This is a genomic window from Geobacillus sp. CCR (assembly GCF_052906625.1).
Window position 1 is genome coordinate 60,464 of sequence record NZ_JBREBQ010000016.1, and the last position, 17,233, is coordinate 77,696.

The 17,233-nt window shown below is 51.8% G+C and carries 20 protein-coding genes; 8 read left to right on the top strand and 12 right to left on the bottom strand.

Annotated features, from left to right (window positions below):
- Positions 1–23: 23 nt before the first annotated feature.
- Positions 24–1,118: a Fic family protein gene (locus ACVBDQ_RS10090; RefSeq protein ID WP_011230246.1), complete on the top strand. Its 1,095-nt coding sequence runs from the start codon at positions 24–26 to the stop codon at positions 1,116–1,118.
- Between the two features lie 56 nt (positions 1,119–1,174).
- On the opposite strand, the gene ACVBDQ_RS10095 is transcribed toward ACVBDQ_RS10090, so the two are convergent.
- The 4 genes from ACVBDQ_RS10095 to ACVBDQ_RS10110 form a co-directional block, all read right to left on the bottom strand.
- Positions 1,175–2,038, bottom strand: a complete 864-nt coding sequence (locus ACVBDQ_RS10095) for a DegV family protein (RefSeq protein WP_020279201.1) — start codon at positions 2,036–2,038, stop codon at positions 1,175–1,177.
- A 178-nt stretch (positions 2,039–2,216) separates the two neighbouring features.
- A complete protein-coding gene (locus ACVBDQ_RS10100; RefSeq protein ID WP_014195081.1) occupies positions 2,217–2,417 on the bottom strand; it encodes a DUF3813 domain-containing protein in 201 nt (66 codons plus the stop codon).
- A gap of 2 nt (positions 2,418–2,419) precedes the next feature.
- Positions 2,420–2,572: a hypothetical protein gene (locus ACVBDQ_RS10105; RefSeq protein WP_011230248.1), complete on the bottom strand. Its 153-nt coding sequence runs from the start codon at positions 2,570–2,572 to the stop codon at positions 2,420–2,422.
- A 345-nt stretch (positions 2,573–2,917) separates the two neighbouring features.
- Entirely contained in the window at positions 2,918–3,724 is an 807-nt protein-coding gene (locus tag ACVBDQ_RS10110; RefSeq protein ID WP_021322547.1) for a Cof-type HAD-IIB family hydrolase, read from the bottom strand.
- Between the two features lie 116 nt (positions 3,725–3,840).
- On the opposite strand from ACVBDQ_RS10110, the gene ACVBDQ_RS10115 reads away from it, so the two are divergent.
- The 4 genes from ACVBDQ_RS10115 (at position 3,841) to ACVBDQ_RS10130 (ending at position 7,766) form a co-directional block, all read left to right on the top strand.
- Positions 3,841–4,608, top strand: a complete 768-nt coding sequence (locus ACVBDQ_RS10115) for an alpha/beta fold hydrolase (RefSeq protein WP_011230250.1) — start codon at positions 3,841–3,843, stop codon at positions 4,606–4,608.
- A gap of 202 nt (positions 4,609–4,810) precedes the next feature.
- Positions 4,811–5,182: an ArsR/SmtB family transcription factor gene (locus tag ACVBDQ_RS10120; RefSeq protein WP_011230251.1), complete on the top strand. Its 372-nt coding sequence runs from the start codon at positions 4,811–4,813 to the stop codon at positions 5,180–5,182.
- Positions 5,172–7,298: a heavy metal translocating P-type ATPase gene (locus tag ACVBDQ_RS10125; RefSeq protein WP_021322548.1), complete on the top strand. Its 2,127-nt coding sequence runs from the start codon at positions 5,172–5,174 to the stop codon at positions 7,296–7,298. Before ACVBDQ_RS10120 ends, ACVBDQ_RS10125 begins: the two co-directional genes overlap by 11 nt.
- 222 nt (positions 7,299–7,520) lie before the next feature.
- Positions 7,521–7,766 carry a hypothetical protein gene (locus tag ACVBDQ_RS10130; RefSeq protein ID WP_011230253.1) on the top strand — a complete coding sequence of 82 codons (246 nt, stop codon included), beginning with the start codon at positions 7,521–7,523 and terminating at the stop codon, positions 7,764–7,766.
- Between the two features lie 97 nt (positions 7,767–7,863).
- Here ACVBDQ_RS10130 and ACVBDQ_RS10135 read toward each other — a convergent pair whose 3' ends face one another.
- The 6 genes from ACVBDQ_RS10135 to ACVBDQ_RS10160 form a co-directional block, all read right to left on the bottom strand.
- On the bottom strand, positions 7,864–8,610 hold the full coding sequence (locus tag ACVBDQ_RS10135) for a Fic family protein (protein WP_011230254.1): 747 nt from the start codon (positions 8,608–8,610) through the stop codon (positions 7,864–7,866).
- Between the two features lie 193 nt (positions 8,611–8,803).
- Positions 8,804–9,106, bottom strand: coding sequence for a metal-sulfur cluster assembly factor (locus tag ACVBDQ_RS10140; protein ID WP_011230255.1), 303 nt, complete (start codon positions 9,104–9,106; stop codon positions 8,804–8,806).
- A 22-nt stretch (positions 9,107–9,128) separates the two neighbouring features.
- Entirely contained in the window at positions 9,129–10,379 is a 1,251-nt protein-coding gene (locus ACVBDQ_RS10145) for a membrane protein (protein ID WP_020279206.1), read from the bottom strand.
- Positions 10,376–10,585, bottom strand: a complete 210-nt coding sequence (locus ACVBDQ_RS10150) for a DUF2249 domain-containing protein (RefSeq protein WP_013146125.1) — start codon at positions 10,583–10,585, stop codon at positions 10,376–10,378. The genes ACVBDQ_RS10145 and ACVBDQ_RS10150 overlap by 4 nt, the downstream gene beginning before the upstream one ends.
- A gap of 3 nt (positions 10,586–10,588) precedes the next feature.
- Positions 10,589–10,822, bottom strand: a complete 234-nt coding sequence (locus ACVBDQ_RS10155; RefSeq protein WP_021322551.1) for a DUF2249 domain-containing protein — start codon at positions 10,820–10,822, stop codon at positions 10,589–10,591.
- Between the two features lie 236 nt (positions 10,823–11,058).
- Positions 11,059–11,751, bottom strand: coding sequence for a Crp/Fnr family transcriptional regulator (locus ACVBDQ_RS10160; protein ID WP_011230259.1), 693 nt, complete (start codon positions 11,749–11,751; stop codon positions 11,059–11,061).
- A 232-nt stretch (positions 11,752–11,983) separates the two neighbouring features.
- Between ACVBDQ_RS10160 and ACVBDQ_RS10165 the strand changes: the two genes are divergently transcribed.
- A complete protein-coding gene (locus ACVBDQ_RS10165; protein WP_031212676.1) occupies positions 11,984–14,347 on the top strand; it encodes a nitric-oxide reductase large subunit in 2,364 nt (787 codons plus the stop codon).
- Between the two features lie 328 nt (positions 14,348–14,675).
- On the opposite strand, the gene ACVBDQ_RS10170 is transcribed toward ACVBDQ_RS10165, so the two are convergent.
- Both ACVBDQ_RS10170 and ACVBDQ_RS10175 read right to left on the bottom strand, forming a co-directional pair.
- Positions 14,676–15,260 (bottom strand): hypothetical protein, encoded by a 585-nt coding sequence (locus ACVBDQ_RS10170; RefSeq protein WP_119877595.1) that lies wholly within the window; start codon positions 15,258–15,260, stop codon positions 14,676–14,678.
- Between the two features lie 455 nt (positions 15,261–15,715).
- Positions 15,716–15,883: a hypothetical protein gene (locus tag ACVBDQ_RS10175; RefSeq protein WP_021322324.1), complete on the bottom strand. Its 168-nt coding sequence runs from the start codon at positions 15,881–15,883 to the stop codon at positions 15,716–15,718.
- A 129-nt stretch (positions 15,884–16,012) separates the two neighbouring features.
- Here ACVBDQ_RS10175 and ACVBDQ_RS10180 point away from each other — a divergent pair, with 129 nt between their 5' ends.
- A complete protein-coding gene (locus ACVBDQ_RS10180; RefSeq protein WP_013523134.1) occupies positions 16,013–16,246 on the top strand; it encodes a DUF2249 domain-containing protein in 234 nt (77 codons plus the stop codon).
- A 105-nt stretch (positions 16,247–16,351) separates the two neighbouring features.
- Positions 16,352–16,933: a molybdenum cofactor guanylyltransferase gene (locus ACVBDQ_RS10185; RefSeq protein ID WP_033007367.1), complete on the top strand. Its 582-nt coding sequence runs from the start codon at positions 16,352–16,354 to the stop codon at positions 16,931–16,933.
- Positions 16,934–17,233: the final 300 nt, after the last annotated feature.

A 17,233-nucleotide genomic window follows, 5' to 3' on the forward strand; every position in this document is an offset into this window, starting at 1 on the left:
ATGTTCGTAAAGGGGAATGAAAAATGAAACGAAAACCGTTTGTCCCCTTCAAGCTTCCTCTTAGCGAAGATGTCGTGAATCAAATGCGTTTTCTTCGCGAATTGATCGAAGCGAATAAGGCGATGGTTGAGTATCAAACGATGCTGCGGCATTCAAAGCTGCATCCGCGATTTCTGCTCAGGCCGATCATGCTGAAGGAGGCGGTGCAGTCGACGAAAATTGAAGGGACACAAGTGACATTGGATGAAGTGATGGAGACTGAAGCACAAAGCAGAAAAGCGAACAGCGATGTGCGAGAAGCATTAAACTATTATGAAGCATTAGTGGCAGGGATGGATGCGCTGAAAGAGATCCCGATTTCGACTCGGTTGTTTAAGCAGTTGCATCGAATTTTGTTGTCAAACGATGTACGCGGATCCCATCGGTCGCCAGGGGAATTCCGAAGGGTGCAAAATTTCCTCGGTCCGGAAGGATGCACGATTGAAACAGCCGCTTACATTCCTCCGGAGCCGCATCTTGTCAATGAGTATATGTCAAATTTAGAGAAATACATTCATGAACCGAACGATGATTATGATGAATTAGTGAGAGTAGCCATAATTCATGCGCAGTTCGAAACGATTCATCCGTTTCTGGACGGAAACGGTCGGATTGGAAGAATTTTGATTCCGCTCTATTTGTATAGTAAGGGTGTCATCGATTACCCGAACTTTTTTGTCAGCGATGTGCTTGAACGGGATAAGCACAAGTATTACCGCTATTTGAATGATACCCGCTACAAAGGCGACTGGACGCAATGGATTCAGTTTTTCTTGCAATGCGTCCATTTACAAGCGAAACAAAATGTTCGATTGATTCAAAAAGTAAACGATTTGTATGAAGAGGATTTGGAAAAGGCAAGTGCGCTTGTGAACAGCCATAATATTCGAACCGTTGTCAATGTCATGTTCCAGCACCCGATTTTTACCGCGAACATGATGGCGGAGTTGACCGGTTTGCCGGAAGCGACGGTTCGGCGCTATTTGAATCGGTTTGAGGAACAGCAACTCATTTTCTCGGATGGCCGGATGCGGTCCAAAACGTACTACTACTACAACCTTCTTGATCAACTTCGGTGATGAGGACAGGCGCCTGTGTTGTGCAGGCGCCCGTGTTTTGTCCGGCGGGAAAGGCGTCAGATCTCAATATATTTGTTCAGAAAAAAGAGGGCAATCGTCCCCGGTCCGGCGTGTGCGCCGATGGCGCTGCCGATGTCGGAGAGGAAAAAGCGCGTGCAGCCGTGCGTTTCTTCGATCATTTGTTTCAGCTCCAAGGCGGTTTCTTCGTCATCGGCATGGCTGATGCCGATCGTTTGCTTTTGCAGATCGTCGCCGCGCTCGCCCATCAACTCGACCATGCGCTTTAACACTTTTTTTCGCCCGCGCCATTTTTCGAGCGGAATAAGCGCCCCGTCTTCGACATGGAGAAGCGGTTTAATGTTCAGCAGCCCGCCGAACGCCGCGGCGGCTTTACTGATGCGGCCGCCGCGCGCCAAGTAATCCAAGTTGTCAACGGTGAAAATGTGTTCCATATGGCGGCAATACGCCTCGATCGTTTCACAAAGCAAGTTGTACGGTGTGTTTTGTTTCGCCAGCTCGACTGCCTTCATGACGGCGAGCCCTTGGCCAAGAGAGGCACATTTCGAGTCGATGATCGTCAGGCGAAATTCCGGATATTCATCAAGCAGCTCGCTGCGGACGGCCATCGCCGTTTGGTATGTACCGGATAATTTCGATGAAAAGGCAATGTAAAGGCATGGCCGGTTTTCTTTGGCATACGGCAAAAACAGCTCCTTCATCGCCAGTGGGCTTGGCTGTGCCGTTTTCACCGTATGCCCTTGGCGCATGGCGTCATATACTTGCTTCGGCTCGATCGTGATGCCGTCTTCGTAATCTTGGCCGTTCCAATGAACGACAAGCGGCAAAAAGGCGATTTGATGCTCGCGGATGTACGACTGCGGCAAATCGGCTCCGCTGTCGGTGATGATTTGAATGGGCATGGTTCGTCCCCCTTTTTGTGAACAAAAATGAATATAGTATAGCCGCATCGAATGAACGGACGATTTTGGCCGGTGAACAGCGATTCATTATCTTCTCTTAGTGTAGCGGTTTTTCGGACGGAATACAATGGAAAATCTCGAGCGGGCGAAAGAAACAGCTGCGGGAAACCGCAGCCGTTTAGTGGGTGAGCTCATCAAGCTCGGCTTGAAATTGACGCAACTGCGCTTTTTCCGCCGTGTTGGAATGCGCATAGGCAGATGACAAGGCGTTTTTGGCGATGGCAATGGCGCGGTCGACGTTCATGTCGATTTCGCCGTTAGCCGCTTGTTTGGCCTGCGCGACCGCTTTGCGCGCCTCTTGGAACAGGCGGTTGCCCATCGCTACGCTCCTCCAAGCGACGTTTCCATCGCTTTTTCCGCTTTGCGCGCTTCCGCCTCGGCGTACGTTAAATGATAAGGGATTCGCTTGTCATGCCGTTCAACCGCATCGACGCTTTGTTGGACGAAACGCTTCGATTTGTTTCGTTTGCCCATGACGGATTCCCCCTTTAAAATATGAAGACGCGCGTTGCGTCACGTATAGTGTAACCGCACGGGGGGAACAGTAGTAAGGAAATTCGTTACAACACAAGTCGCTCTACAAAGCGGCGAGGCGGTTGGAGCAAGGCGAAAAGAGAAGCATCAGCCAGCGTTTAGATTGTAGGAAGCAGATAAGGCTGGTGATGGAACGCGGAAAACGCTCCAGCAAAGCGTTCGCCAACGGAGCAGCATCGAAACAGTTCTTTTTTCTGTTCATGAACATTTTGGAGAAACGCGCTTTTTCATCCATCTTAATCGACGGCGCCAAAAAAGGCGGCTCGGAAGCCGCCGCGATGGAAACTACAAACGAAGCAAATCCTGCAAATATACACCGACGCCGTCTTCTTCATTGGTTTTTGCCACATCGTCGGCAATGGTTTTCAACGGTTCGATGGCGTTGCCCATCGCAACACCGAGACCGGCCCAGTCGATCATCTCGAGGTCGTTGTCTTCATCGCCAAAAGCAATGACGCGCTCCCTTGGGATGCCAAAATAGTCGGCGACTTGTTTTAAGCCTGCAGCCTTATGGACGCCATGGCGGATGATTTCAATGACATGCCACGGTTCGCTCCAGCGCCGTTGGTGGATGACGTTGGCGTATACATTCGCTAAGTGTGATTGAATCCGCTCGATATGATCATCGTCCGTGTACACGAGCACGCTCGTCGGATCTTTGCCGAGCGAGCGGCGCAAATCACCGATTTCCACGGTCGGGTTGCCAAGGCGGACGATGTCAAGCAACACCTCGTCATGTTGGTGGAAATAGACATCGTCTAACACTTCGGCCATCATATTCTTGATTCCATAGGATTCGCTGATTTCAACAATGTCTTTGACGATCGCAAGCGGCAGCGGGTAATGGTGCATGCCCCACGACGGCTGGCGCGGATGGTGGACAAACGCGCCGTTGAAATTGACGATCGGCGTTGCAAGGCCAAGTTCTTCGTAGTACATGGAGCTTGCCCGGTACGGGCGGCCGGTGGCGATGACAACAAAATGGCCGGCGTCGATGGCGCGGCGGATGACGTCTTTGGTAAATGGAGAAATCGTTTTATCCTCTTTGAGCAACGTTCCATCCAAATCCAACGCGATTAAATACGGCTTCATGTCCGACTCCTTTGCCCTCGTTATTCTTTACACTACATAGTGTAACTCTTTTCCAAAATCGCTGTCCATATGGTAAACTATACAGCGATGGAAAAAGAAAAGGGGTTTGTGCAACCATGGTGATCATTGAACAGGAACAGTTGGCCGGCGTGCCGGTTCTTCACGTTGTCAAGCCGGAAAAGCGGGACGAACGGCTGCCGCTGATTTTCTTTATCCACGGCTTTACGAGCGCCAAAGAACATAATTTGCATTTCGGCTACTTGCTCGCCGAGGCGGGCTACCGCGCTGTGCTTCCCGACGCGCTGTTTCACGGTGAACGGGACGAAGGCTTGAGCGAACGGAAATTGCAGCTGTCGTTTTGGGACATTGTTGTGCGCACGATCACCGAAATCGAGGAGATGAAAAACGACCTTGTAAGCCGCGGGCTGGCTGACCGAGAACGGATTGGGCTCGCTGGGACATCGATGGGCGGAATCGTCACGTTCGGCGCGCTCGCCGTCTATCCGTGGGTGAGGGCGGCGGTGGCGCTCATGGGCTGCCCGAACTACAGCGCCTTTTTTGATGAGATGATTGAAGAAGGAAAGCGGCGCCAAATCGACATTCCGCTGCCGCCGACGCTGCTTGCGCTCGAAAAAGAAAAGCTCGCCCGCTACGATTTATCCAAGCAGCCGGAAAAACTCGACGGCCGGCCGCTGTTCATCTGGCACGGGAAAGCCGACCAAGTCGTCCCGTATGCTTATACATATGAGTTTTACAAGCAAATTAAACCACTTTATGAAGGAAACGAAGACCGGCTGCAATTCATCGCTGACCCGCACGCCGGCCATAAAGTGACGCGTGAAGCGTTTTTGGAGACGGTGCGCTGGTTTCGCGAGCATGTGTAAGCAAAATCGGCAATGAGGAAACGAACATGTTTGTGGTCAGCTAAAGCGTGCTTCACAAGAGGGAATCCGCCTTTTAAAAACAAAAAAGGCGGATTTTTCGTTTGAACACATTTTTTATTCAAATGAATATTTGAATATAAGGGGGAGATATGCTATTCTATATTCAAACGAATATTTGAATATTGACAAGGAGCGAGAAGGAATGCACCGTCATGATGTGTGCGACGTTTACTGTTATGACGAAGAGAAGGTCGAGCGGGTTCAGCGGCGGCTTCGTGATGAAAACATTGCCGCGATCGTGCCGTTTTTCAAGGCGCTTGCCGACGAAAATCGGGCGAAGATCGTGTATGCGCTTTGCGGTGAAGAGGAGTTGTGCGTCTGTGACCTAGCGAACGTCATTGGTGCGACGGTGGCGACGACATCGCATCATTTGCGCATCTTGTACAAACAAGGAATCGTGAAATACCGGAAAGAGGGAAAACTTGCCTTTTACTCACTGGATGATGACCATATCCGCGAGCTGCTGCTTGTCGCGCTCGCCCATCGGAAAGAGGGGGACGGCCGTGGGGAATGAACAAACATTGGATCGGCTCGAGGCAAAAACATACCACGTGCAAGGACTGACGTGCACAAACTGCGCAGCTAAGTTTGAGCAAAACGTGAAATCCTTGCCCGGCGTGAAAGAGGCGAAAGTGAATTTCGGAGCCGCCAAGCTCACCGTTTGGGGCGAGGCGACGATTGATGAACTTGAGCAAGCGGGGGCGTTTGAACAGTTGACCATTTGTGAAGAACGCGAACGCCCGGCCAGGCGGGAGCCGTTTTGGAAGAAGAAAGAGAACAGGAACGTCCTTGTCTCTGCTGTATTGCTTCTGATTGGCATTGCGGCCGATGCGGCGTACAAGGGGATGCTGGCGATTGCGATGTATTTGGCGGCGATCGTGATCGGCGGCTACTCCCTGTTCTGGACGGGGCTCCGGAATCTGGCCCGCTGGCAGTTTGATATGAAAACATTAATGACGATCGCTATTCTCGGTGCGGCGGCGATCGGCGAATGGCAAGAGGGAGCAGTCGTTGTCATTTTATTTGCCATCAGCGAAGCGCTCGAGAGCTACTCGATGGATCGAGCACGGCGGTCGATCGCCTCGTTGATGGAGATGGCGCCCGCTGCAGCGACGATTCGGCGCGGTGCGGAGGAGGTGACCGTTCCGGTCGAAGACGTTCGCGTCGGGGATGTCATGATCGTCAAGCCGGGTGGAAAAATCGCTTTGGACGGCATTGTCATAAGCGGCGCCTCCACAGTGAATGAAGCGGCGATCACCGGCGAAAGTCTGCCGGTGGAAAAAGCAGTGGGGGATGCAGTGTTTGCCGGGACGCTGAATGGAGAAGGATTCCTCGAAGTTGAAGTGACAAAGCGGGCGGATGAAACGACATTGGCGAAAATGATTGATCTTGTAGAAGAGGCGCAAGCGGAGCGGGCGCCGTCGCAAGCGTTCGTCGACCGGTTTGCTCGCTATTATACGCCGTTTATTATCGTGACCGCGCTTCTGATCGCCATCGTTCCGCCGCTCGTGATGGGCGGGGAGTGGCTTGATTGGATTTACCGCGGTCTTGCCGTTCTTGTCATCGGCTGCCCGTGCGCGCTCGTCATCTCCACCCCGGTGGCGATTGTGACGGCCATCGGAAACGCGGCTCGGCGCGGCGTGCTCATCAAAGGCGGCGTGCATCTCGAACAAATCGGCCGGCTGCGTGCCGTTGCCTTTGATAAAACCGGGACGTTGACGAAAGGGAAACCAGCCGTGACCGATGTCGTCGTGTATGAAGGAACACGTGAGCAGCTGTTGGCCATCGCCGCCGCCATCGAAAAACGGTCGCAGCACCCTTTGGCTTCTGCCATCGTCCGCAAAGCGGAAGAAGAGGGAGCACCGTTTCTTGATGTGGCCGTCGAGGAGTTTCAATCGCTCACCGGCCAAGGAGTGAAGGCGGTGATTGCGGGGAACACGTACTATATCGGCAGCCCCGCTTTGTTTACCAGTTGGATCGGGAAGTTGCCCGATGAAGCGGAAAAGCAAATCTCTGCCTTTCGGGACGAAGGAAAAACCGTGATGGCCGTCGGCACGGCCGATCGGCTGTTGGGGCTTGTCGCCGCGGCCGATCAACTGCGGCCGTCCGCCCCGGAAACGGTTGCCGCGCTGCGGCGCCTTGGGGTGGCGGAAGTGGTGATGGTGACGGGCGACCACGAGCAAACCGCACAGGCCATCGGCCGTCAAGCGGGCGTATCCGATATTCGCGCCGAGCTCCTTCCGGAACAGAAGCTGGCGGCGATCCGCGAGCTGAAAGAACGTTGCGGCATGACCGCCATGGTCGGCGACGGGGTGAATGACGCCCCTGCCTTGGCCGCGGCCGATATTGGTGTGGCGATGGGCGGGGCGGGAACGGATGCCGCCTTGGAAACAGCCGATGTTGTGCTCATGGCCGACGATTTGCGCCAGCTGCCGTACACCGTCCACCTTGGGCGCCGAACGCTTGCCGTCATCCGGCAAAACATCGCCGTCGCCTTAGGGCTTAAAGTGCTGGCACTCGTGGCCGCCGTCCCGGGCTGGCTCACCCTTTGGCTCGCGGTGTTCGCCGATATGGGCGCGACGCTGCTAGTGACACTCAACAGCATGCGCCTATTGCGGGTGAAGGAATGAGACGGGGCTGCGGGCAGCGAGATACATCGTCCAACTTAGAAGAAGTGCATTTGTCCTCTCTCATGAAATGCGTGGAAAATATGGGTGCTTTCTGACGATGAGAGACGGTATAATGAAGAGGAAAACATCACAGCTGATTAGGTTGAATGTTTGGGGATAGCGGCTGTTGGATGGAACCATCGTTTTGGTCTGTTCATGAAAATCGTGGGGAAGAGGGGCGTCATGAAGGGATCTCGAAAAGAAGAGAGGCATGAAACGCAACGGACAGAAGAGATTCAACGGATGGATGACCGGGTGTTTTCGCCGGCCGAAGAGTTGGATCGGATCGCCGCGGGAGGGGCGATGAAGCGGGAAGCCCTCGATTGGCGAGGATTTCCCCGGTGGATTCGATATGTCGGATACATCGCCTTCGCCTTTTTTGTCATCGTTCCTTTGATGGCATGGTTGTGGAACGTGTTGCTTGAATAGCCGATCAAACGCCAACCGGAGGCGGGTCTCATGGAGGAGAAAAACAAACGACACGGAAATGCCCGTTGTTCCGTGTCGTTTTGTTTGCGCTCTGTTGTTAATCCTCCATCCCTAAAGCGTACAAGTAATGGCGCAAGCTTTCTTCGACACATGCGGCGATCAGTTGAATGAACGGAGTGACCTCACCTTTGACGCTCGCTTTTTCCAACGCTTCGTAATACTTCCGGCGCTGTTCCGGGTTTGCTTTCACAATAGCGGGCGGATAGCCATGCTGCATTAAAATGAAATTCATCATTAAGCGGGCGGTTCGTCCGTTTCCGTCAGCAAATGGATGAATGTATACGAGCTGAAAATGGAAACGAGCCGCCAGTTCGATTGGATGAAGAGCATGTTGATTCGTTTCATACCAAGAAAACAATTGATTCATTTCATCTTGTATATGCAAAAAGTGAGGGGGGGTGTACGAGCTGCCGGAAATGCGCACATTGTATGTTCGATATTTCCCGGCATTTTCATTGTCAATGCTCTTTAATACTAAATAATGGACCTGTTTCAACACGTGCTCAGTCAAATGTTCTTTGTTTGCGACTAACTCTTCAATAAAGTCAATCGCCTCCGCATGGTTAATAGCTTCCAAATGTTCCTTAAGCCGTTTCCCGCCAATGGTAATCCCTTCTTCTATGACTAGCTTTGTTTCCAGCAAGGTTAACGTATTGCCTTCGATGGCGTTCGAATGGTACGTCCATTCGATCCGAAATGATTCCCGCAAGTTTTTCACCAACCCTGGAGGCAAAGGGCGCAACGCATCCAACCGTTGTTTCAGCTCGTCGATTTTGGCAAACATCGCTCTCACCTCTTGGTATATGATTCGCGGCCTCGATTCGTTTTTCCTTTAAATAGCCAAGCGATGGCTCTCGTTTTTTCTATTATGATACAAAAATAAAGGGCGGGGAGTGTTCAGCAGTTGCAGAACAATGAAACAACCGCCCGCCCAACACGGGCGAACGGCGAAAAGGGGATGGAAAAAGTGGAGTGTTTCAAGAAAAATGCCCAAGCTGCCGGAGCGCTTCTTCGCTCATTCGCTCCGGCGTCCATGGCGGGTTCCATGTCACTTGGACGCGCACGTCACGGATGCCGTCAATGTGCTCAAGCGCCCGTTTGACGCCGCCGGCGATCGAGTCGTGAAGCGGGCAGCCGGGGGTCGTGAGCGTCATCAGGACATTGATATGCCCATCTTCGATTTTTAAGTCATAAATCAACCCTAAATCGACGACGTTAATGCCGAGCTCCGGATCAAGGACCGTTTTCAGCTGTTGAATGGCAAGTTCGCGGACATCCATCGTTCTTTTCCTCCTCATTCGCTTATTTTCGGAAGACCGTTAAAATCGTTCCGGCAAAGGCAACGCTTAATCCAGCCAACAGCACTTGAGTGATGGCGAACAGCGGCACGCTCGCGACAGCAAGCGCAACGGCCGCCAGCGCGAGGGCGATGAGCCATAGGCGGCATTGGACGGTGACGGCTCGCTCATTCATCATTTGTTTTAACGTCGGCACGTTTTGTTGGCCGACTTTTTCGCTGTAGCGATGCGTCCACCATAAAAACGGCACGATTTTGAACAAATAGCCGACGATGCTGAAGAGAATCCAGCCGACAATGAATAGATAAACAATGATGCCAAGCAGCCGTCCGCTGCCGACGACGATGGCGACAAAGGCGGCAACGTGCAGCACAAGGCCGATGACGATGGCCGAAAGCGAAAAGCGGAACGGGCGGTCAAGCGTTTTTTTCATCCGCTTTTGCAAAATGGCGCGGATATGCCAGGCGAAAACAACGAATCCGCTCATGAGCAAGGCTGCACCGGCTGCAAGCCATGCGTGGCTTCGCAAGAATAAGCTGGCGAACGCCACAGCAATCCCGCTGATGTACAGCGCATAGACGTAACGCGCCGGCCGCAGCGAAAAGCCGTGGGCGAGCGAGAACATCGGCGCCATTTTGTACGAAAAGCCTATGATGAGCAGTGTGAACCAGCCGCACAGCCCGAACAGCACATGCAAGCCGAACACCGTTTCATGACTGTTGGCGCCTGTGGCGGCGAAAAAGTGAAAGGCAAGCAGCCCTCCGGCGGCGCCCGTCAGCAGCAAAAACAACAAGGAAGTCGCGACAAACAGCGTCATGATCGTTTTGTTTTTTTGTTGTTTTAATGTCATCGCCATTTGCCAGACAAACAGCACGATGCCGAACAGCAGAAGCAAGCCAGGGAGAAACGCCTGGTTTGGCGTAAACGCTAAACTGGCGGCAAAGGCGACGATGCCGAGAGCGGTGATCGCAAACTGCCAAAAACCGAGCCGCTCGCTCCAAATCGGCGTCAAAAAGGCGACCGGAACGAGCTGGTACATCGCCCCCATGGCCGTCATCAATGCAAAGCCAAGCAACGCCAGGTGGGCCGCCGCCCACACGAACGGCAGCCGGAACGCGCCGCTGCTAAGTGAGGGAATCGCTCCAAGCAACATAAGCTGCGACGCGGCGAACGCCAACACGGCGAACATGATAAACGAGAACGGAAGACGGACGTCTGTTTCCGTCCCCGTGCGAGTAGGAAACACGTTGCTCATCCTTTCGTAATGCGGATTTCAAAACTGCCGTCTTCACGTGCGACCGTCTCGTGCCGGTAGCCAAGCTCGTCAAGCTGCTCGTACAAAAACATCGGGCGGCGATCGTTAATGATCGTCAGCGTCTCCCCAGGATTCAGCTTAGCGAGGGCAGCGAGCGTCCGCATCATCGGCTGCGGCGGCTCGAGTCCGCGGTTATCGAGGATCATCGGTCATCCCCCCTGCTTCACAAACGTTACTTTCCAATGTTTTTTTTCGATTTGTTCCACTTCGTACGCAAATCCTTTTGCTTTCATAATTGGAAACAACGGCAACGGCTTGAACGGGGCGTGTAAAATGAACGTATCGCCCGGCTGCAGCGGCTTGATGGCGTTCATAATTTTTTCAAACGGCTCACGTTTCTGCCGCAAATCTTCGCGTACATCGAGTTCAATCGTCACACCCATGCGCTTTCCCTCCTTTTTGACTATCATGATAATCATTTTCACTGTGGAATGTTGTGATATAGCTCACATCTTTCGGCCGAAACATGACATATTCCACTTTGGAAAAAAGGTTTCGTTTTCGTTTGAAAGGGCGGAATAGCATGTTCCAGAAAGATGGGCTTGTCGAAATGTTTGAAAGGAAACCCCATCAGCTCCATTGCGCATCCTGACCGGTGCCGGACGATGGGGAAAAGGAGTTAGAAAAAGATTTCTTGTTCGAGCCCTTCGCGGTCAATCAAATAAAAGCCGTGTTCGTCGACGTCAATCAGCCCTTTCCGTTTCAGTTGGCTCAACGTGCGGCTCACCGTTTCCCGGGCGGTGCCGATCATGTTGGCCAGCTCGCGGTTTGTCACATGGGCGGTGAGACGGTGCCACTTCCCTTGTTTGACGGCGTTCGTGCGCGTCAGCCGCAACAAAAGCAACACGATTTGTTCGTACGTATTGTGGAGCACTTGCGCTTCGAGCCGGTTTTGCAAATCAACGATTTTTTCGCCCATGACGCGAAACAGTTTTATGCAAAGTTCAGGGCTCGCCATCAGCACTTGTTCGAAATCGTGGATCGGGATCGCGATCAATGTCGCTTCCTCGACCACTTCGGCGTGGGCCGGATAGGTGCCTTTTAAGAAAAAGCCGGCATGCGGAAACATTTCTCCCGTCTGCAAAATCGAAACGATTTGTTCTTTCCCGCTGAAGTCCGTTTTATAAATTTTTACCGTGCCGGAATGAATGAAATAGACTCGCTCGAGCGGGTCGCCTTGCATAAAGACAAACGTCCGCGGCTTGTAAACGCGCACGTGGGAAATGGCAACCAGCGAATCAAGCTCGTAATCGGACAGTTCACGAAACAACGGAACAGCTTTTAAGCGGTCTTTCATCCAATGGTTCGCCATGGCGTTCTCTCCTTTGGAAATGTGACAAAAGTGTGGCGGCTGTCAACAGAGCATCAATGCTTTTCTCTTTTTGAACATCCGCGCCGTTTGGCCTTTTCTGCCTTCATTGTATACATTCTCACGCCATAAAGCTGTGATATAAATCATAACGGACATTTGCCCCGGCTCACAAACCGCCGAACGATCAGCGCGCTACAATGGGGGCGAACAAACGAGAAGGAGGTTGGCTCATATGGAAGTTCATCGATCCGTTCGCCCCAACATGCGGCCGGGGCGGCAAACGACCAACAGTTTTCTCAAATCGATTCTCATTTTCACTATTGTGATCAGCTTTACCGTCCTGCTTGTCGGCGGATATTGGATTTTTAAAGAAATGGCGCCGAGGCCGAAGGAAGTGCGCAGTGAAGACGGCCAAGTGTTGATGACGAAAGAAACGATCATCGGCGGGCAGGCCGTCTTCCAAAAATACGGGCTGATGGATTACGGAACCGTGCTTGGGCATGGGTCGTATATGGGGCCGGACTATACGGCGGAAGCGTTGAAAATTTATACGGAAGGCATGCAAGATTACAAAGCAAAAGAGCGGTATCACAAACCGTTTGCCGATTTAACCGCCGATGAGAAAACGATCATCCGCGAACAAGTCATCAAGGAAATGCGAAAAAATCGCTACAACCCGGTTACGGATGTTCTCGTCCTGACAGATGCGCAAGTATACGGGTTGGAAAAAGTGCGCGACTATTACCGCGACGTGTTCACCAATGGCGATGGTTGGGGATTGAAAAAAGGATTGATCAAAGAAAGCGACATGCCAAAATCAGGCCGTGCTTGGGTCGCGGACGGCGACCAAATCAAGCAAATTGCCGACTTTTTCTTCTGGACCGCTTGGCTGTCAAGCACGCCAAGACTTGGCGACCACATCACCTATACGAACAACTGGCCGTACTATGAGGACGCCGGCAATACGATGTCGTTTTCCGCGGTATGGTGGAGCGGCGCGAGCGTCACGATTTTGATTTTGTTCATCGGGATCATTTTGTATGTGTTCCACCGCTATCAGTTAAGCATGCAAGAAGCGTATGCAGAAGGGAAGTTTCCAGTCATCGATTTGCGGCGGCAGCCGCTGACTCCGTCGCAAGTGAAAGCGGGCAAATATTTCGTCGTTGTATCGGCGCTCTTTTTCGTCCAAACGATGTTCGGGGCGCTGCTCGCCCACTACTATACGGAACCGGACAGCTTCTTTGGCATCAAATGGATCCATGACCTATTGCCGTTTAACATCGCCAAAGGGTATCATTTGCAGCTGGCGATTTTTTGGATTGCCACCGCTTGGCTTGGTATGGGGATTTTCATCGCCCCGCTTGTCGGCGGGCAAGAGCCGAAAAAGCAAGGGCTGCTCGTCGATCTGCTCTTTTGGGCGCTTGTCGTCCTTGTCGCCGGCAGCATGATCGGCCAATGGCTCGGCGTCAACGGCTATTTAGGAAACGAATGGTTCCTGTTTGGCCACCAAGGTTGGGAATACATTGAGCTAGGCCGCGTTTGGCAAATCATTTTAGTCGTGGGCATGCTGCTTTGGCTGGTCATCGTCTTCCGCGGCGTCAAACGCGGGCTGAAGCAAGAAAGCGACAAAGGCGGGCTCATCCACTTGCTGTTTTATTCGGCCATCGCCGTTCCGTTCTTTTACATCTTCGCGTTCTTTATCGAGCCGGATACGAACTTTACGATGGCTGACTTCTGGCGCTGGTGGATCATCCACTTGTGGGTGGAAGGCATTTTTGAAGTGTTCGCCGTTGTTGTCATCGGGTTCTTGCTCGTTCAATTGCGGCTCGTAACGAAAAAATCGACGGTCCGGGCTCTCTATTTTCAATTTACGATTTTACTAGGCAGCGGTGTCATCGGCATCGGCCACCACTATTACTACAACGGTTCACCGGAAATTTGGATCGCCCTTGGCGCGGTGTTCTCGGCGCTCGAAGTGATTCCGCTCACGCTCCTTATTTTGGAAGCGTATGAGCAGTACAAAATGATGCGCGACGGCGGGGTCAACTTCCCGTACAAGGCCACATTCTGGTTCTTGATTTCAACCGCCATTTGGAATTTGGTCGGCGCTGGCGTGTTCGGTTTCCTCATCAACTTGCCGGCGGTCAGCTACTTTGAACACGGGCAGTTTTTAACGCCGACCCACGGCCATGCGGCGATGATGGGCGTGTATGGCATGTTTGCGATCGCCGTGCTCCTTTATTCGCTGCGCAACATCGTCAAACCGGAAGCATGGAACGACAAATGGCTGAAATTCTCTTGCTGGATGCTGAACATCGGCCTGGCTGGCATGGTTCTCATCACGCTTCTCCCGGTTGGGGTGCTGCAAATCAAAGAAGCGTTTGAACACGGCTATTGGGCGTCCCGTTCGCCTTCGTTCTTGCAACAAGACGTCGTACAAAACTTGCTGCTTGTCCGCTTTGTTCCGGATACGATCTTTTTGATCGGCGTCGCCGCCTTGCTTGTCTTTGCCATCAAAGCGATGTTCCATTTGCGCAAACCAACTCACGGCGAAGGGGAAGAGCTGCCGGTGGCGAATTTGGCGGAGGAAGAATAACCAAAACGGGCTGACCCAAAACGCGAATGCGTTTTGGGATTAGCCCGTTTTTACACGAAATATAGAAGAGAATCGTTCGTTTTCTGGCAGAATAGAGTCACCATAAACCACTATCACCGAAAAAGGAGCGATTCTTTTATGACACATCATCATATTTTTGAAGAGTGTACCGTGGATCACCTCACGTTGCCAAGCGATATCATTCCATTGGATCATATGGCTCATGTAGTTTACGAAATCGCCAAGCGCATTCCGATGGAGACGTTTCTTCCTTACTATAAAAGGCGGCCACACCTAAGAAAGGTAGGGAGGGATGCTCTCTCCTTGCTTATGGTGCCTTAATAAGACGAATGCTGGAAATTGCCGCTTCTTGTTCAATCGAACGCCTAGAAAGAAGATCTAAAATCCGTTCGTGCTTTTCCATGTTTTGTTCTATTTTCTTAACGATTTCATTTGTTTCAAGCACTGCTTGTTGGACGAAAACAAACTCTTGCTTCGTGACCATATTGGCTTTGACATGATCTAATTCTTTCATTAGGTTGTTCTTTACGTCCTCAAGCTCCTGTTTGGTAGCCATGTTGGCTTTGATGTCTTCAAGTTCTTGCTTGGTAGCCATGTTGGCTTTGATGTCTTCAAGTTCTTGCTTGGTAGCCATGTTGGCTTTGATGTCTTCAAGTTCTTGCTTGGTAGCCATGTTGGCTTTGATGTCTTCAATCTCTTTTGTGAAACTATGCTTCACTTCTTCAAGTTCTTGTTTCGTTGCCATGTTGGCTTTAATATCCTCAAGCTCTGTTGTGAAGTTTTGCTTCACTTCTTCGAGCTCCTGTTTCGTTGCCATGTTTGTTTTGACGTCGCTTACTTCATGTTCGATAATTTGGAGCTTGTCCAAAATTTGTTTCAATATCTCTTCCAAGGAAAATCCTCCCTTCTAATAAGATATATAGCAGCCCTGGAAAAGCGAGTGATGATGAATCGCTCCTTTCTTTTGAGGACTGGGGAAACGAGCGTGTAGAGTAAGTGGTTGAGGAAAGGGATGGGATTGTAGCGCAGAACAAATGAGGACAATCGTTCCCCATTCATATTATAAATGATTCGTAGAAATTTGAAAATAACGTTTTGTGTCATTGTCGCTTTGTATCCGTCCAGGAAAAGGAGTGCGTTTTAGCCCGTACGGTCATGTTAATCCCGGCAGCGACATTGTTTTTAAGAAAATCGAACTTCCTTTCTTTAATAATAAGGAGAAACAAGGGATTTAATCGGAATCGTTCATGATCAATGTACGATTTAAAAAAGAAAGAGCTGGCTCCAAAAGTCCACTTGTTAGTGGATTTTTGGGTCAGCCCCCCTTTCATTTGTGAACGTTTTCAATCACTTGTGGCATTTGTCCGGCGTGGTGTGTTCGGTTTCCTTTTGCTTGTCATAGCATGGAAAGCAGTACAACGTCTCTGTTTCTCGGCTGACGACGCCGTTTAAAAACCCATGCAGACAATGGATCGGCTTGCCGCATTGCGCGCAAAAGCCAACAAGCTCTTCCAACCGCCATTTCTCCTTTCATGGGGATTGAACATGTTCACCTTCGGGCTGTGACGCTCGTCACTACCCCCCAAGGTTCAAGCGGTTATGATAAAGTATATAATTCATTATACTACAAAGGAGGCCAATGTTATGAACCAATTTGCCGCCAAAATCCACGCCCCGGACTATCCGCCGCGCGACCGCCATCCGGCGATTTTCCGGCTGTTTGACAGCCTGAAGCCGGGGGAAGTGATGGAGCTGACGAATGACCATGACCCGCGTCCGCTGCAATACCAATTCATGATGGAGCGTCCGGATCAGTTTACATGGGAGTACTTAGAGGAAGGGCCGGACGTATGGCGGGTGGCCATCGGCAAAAAATAAATCATCCGCTCCATTGGGATTTCCGTCTGCAGGCGGAAATCTTTTTTTTTCGCCGGTTGGTATGGTACGGTAAAAACAAACGATGGATGTCCGGAAAGGGGAAGCATGATGAAACAAACGATTGCCGGAGCGGTGCTCGCCGGCGGCCAGTCGCGCCGGTTTGGGCGGCCGAAGGCGTTTGCGTTGCACGAAGGAGCTCCGTTTTTCACTTGGTCCGTCGCGGCGCTGCGATCCGTCGCCGATGAATTGTACATCGTCAGCCACCCGTCGCTTATCGATGAATTCCGCCGGCAAACGGACATCCCGGTGCTGCTCGATGTGGAGCGCTGCCGCGGCTGTGGGCCGCTTGCCGGCCTTTACACCGTCATGGAACAGAGCCGAGCCGACTGGGTGTTCGTCCTGCCGTGCGACATGCCGTACATGCGGCGGGAAGTGGCGGAGCGGCTTGCTTCCTATATCGATCCGACGTTTGACGCCATCGTTCCACTCCATGGCGGCCGCCCAGAGCCATTGGTCGCTCTATACCATCGTCGGCTTCGTTCCGTGATCGCCGAGCTGCTTGACGCCGGCGAACGGCGGATGATCTCGCTTATTGACGGCGCCCGCGTCCGCTATGTTGACGCCCAACAGCTTGCCGCGGATGAAACCGTATGGCGCAATGTCAATACGGAGGGAGAGTACCGGTGAAGGGGGAATTGTGGCCGAAGGAGACACAGCATATACTTTTTTTCAATCAGAAGAGCCATCCTTGACCACGAAATGGTTCTTTTTCCCGGCTTTTCACCATAAAATGCACTTGATGCAGGAAGACGCTCATGATACGCAAGTGAAAAATGATTTCGCCTGTACAATAACTGTCAGTGAACTACCCCCACTTAATTTTCTAGCGAAAATTTGAAGTGGGGGCTTCCAAAGAAGTTTGACTGCTTCAAGCAATCCTTATTCTTTGAGGCGTGTCCACTTCGCCGCTAGAGCATAAGACACTCA

Excerpts from the sequence above, each read along its gene's own strand:
- ACVBDQ_RS10090 (WP_011230246.1), top strand. The coding sequence starts at position 24 with ATGAAACGAAAACCGTTTGTCCCCTTCAAGCTTCCTCTTAGCGAAGAT.
- ACVBDQ_RS10095 (WP_020279201.1), bottom strand. The coding sequence starts at position 2,038 with ATGCCCATTCAAATCATCACCGACAGCGGAGCCGATTTGCCGCAGTCG.
- ACVBDQ_RS10100 (WP_014195081.1), bottom strand. The coding sequence starts at position 2,417 with ATGGGCAACCGCCTGTTCCAAGAGGCGCGCAAAGCGGTCGCGCAGGCC.
- ACVBDQ_RS10105 (WP_011230248.1), bottom strand. The coding sequence starts at position 2,572 with ATGGGCAAACGAAACAAATCGAAGCGTTTCGTCCAACAAAGCGTCGAT.
- ACVBDQ_RS10110 (WP_021322547.1), bottom strand. The coding sequence starts at position 3,724 with ATGAAGCCGTATTTAATCGCGTTGGATTTGGATGGAACGTTGCTCAAA.
- ACVBDQ_RS10115 (WP_011230250.1), top strand. The coding sequence starts at position 3,841 with ATGGTGATCATTGAACAGGAACAGTTGGCCGGCGTGCCGGTTCTTCAC.
- ACVBDQ_RS10120 (WP_011230251.1), top strand. The coding sequence starts at position 4,811 with ATGCACCGTCATGATGTGTGCGACGTTTACTGTTATGACGAAGAGAAG.
- ACVBDQ_RS10130 (WP_011230253.1), top strand. The coding sequence starts at position 7,521 with ATGAAGGGATCTCGAAAAGAAGAGAGGCATGAAACGCAACGGACAGAA.
- ACVBDQ_RS10135 (WP_011230254.1), bottom strand. The coding sequence starts at position 8,610 with ATGTTTGCCAAAATCGACGAGCTGAAACAACGGTTGGATGCGTTGCGC.
- ACVBDQ_RS10140 (WP_011230255.1), bottom strand. The coding sequence starts at position 9,106 with ATGGATGTCCGCGAACTTGCCATTCAACAGCTGAAAACGGTCCTTGAT.
- ACVBDQ_RS10145 (WP_020279206.1), bottom strand. The coding sequence starts at position 10,379 with ATGAGCAACGTGTTTCCTACTCGCACGGGGACGGAAACAGACGTCCGT.
- ACVBDQ_RS10150 (WP_013146125.1), bottom strand. The coding sequence starts at position 10,585 with ATGATCCTCGATAACCGCGGACTCGAGCCGCCGCAGCCGATGATGCGG.
- ACVBDQ_RS10155 (WP_021322551.1), bottom strand. The coding sequence starts at position 10,822 with ATGGGTGTGACGATTGAACTCGATGTACGCGAAGATTTGCGGCAGAAA.
- ACVBDQ_RS10160 (WP_011230259.1), bottom strand. The coding sequence starts at position 11,751 with ATGGCGAACCATTGGATGAAAGACCGCTTAAAAGCTGTTCCGTTGTTT.
- ACVBDQ_RS10165 (WP_031212676.1), top strand. The coding sequence starts at position 11,984 with ATGGAAGTTCATCGATCCGTTCGCCCCAACATGCGGCCGGGGCGGCAA.
- ACVBDQ_RS10180 (WP_013523134.1), top strand. The coding sequence starts at position 16,013 with ATGAACCAATTTGCCGCCAAAATCCACGCCCCGGACTATCCGCCGCGC.
- ACVBDQ_RS10185 (WP_033007367.1), top strand. The coding sequence starts at position 16,352 with ATGATGAAACAAACGATTGCCGGAGCGGTGCTCGCCGGCGGCCAGTCG.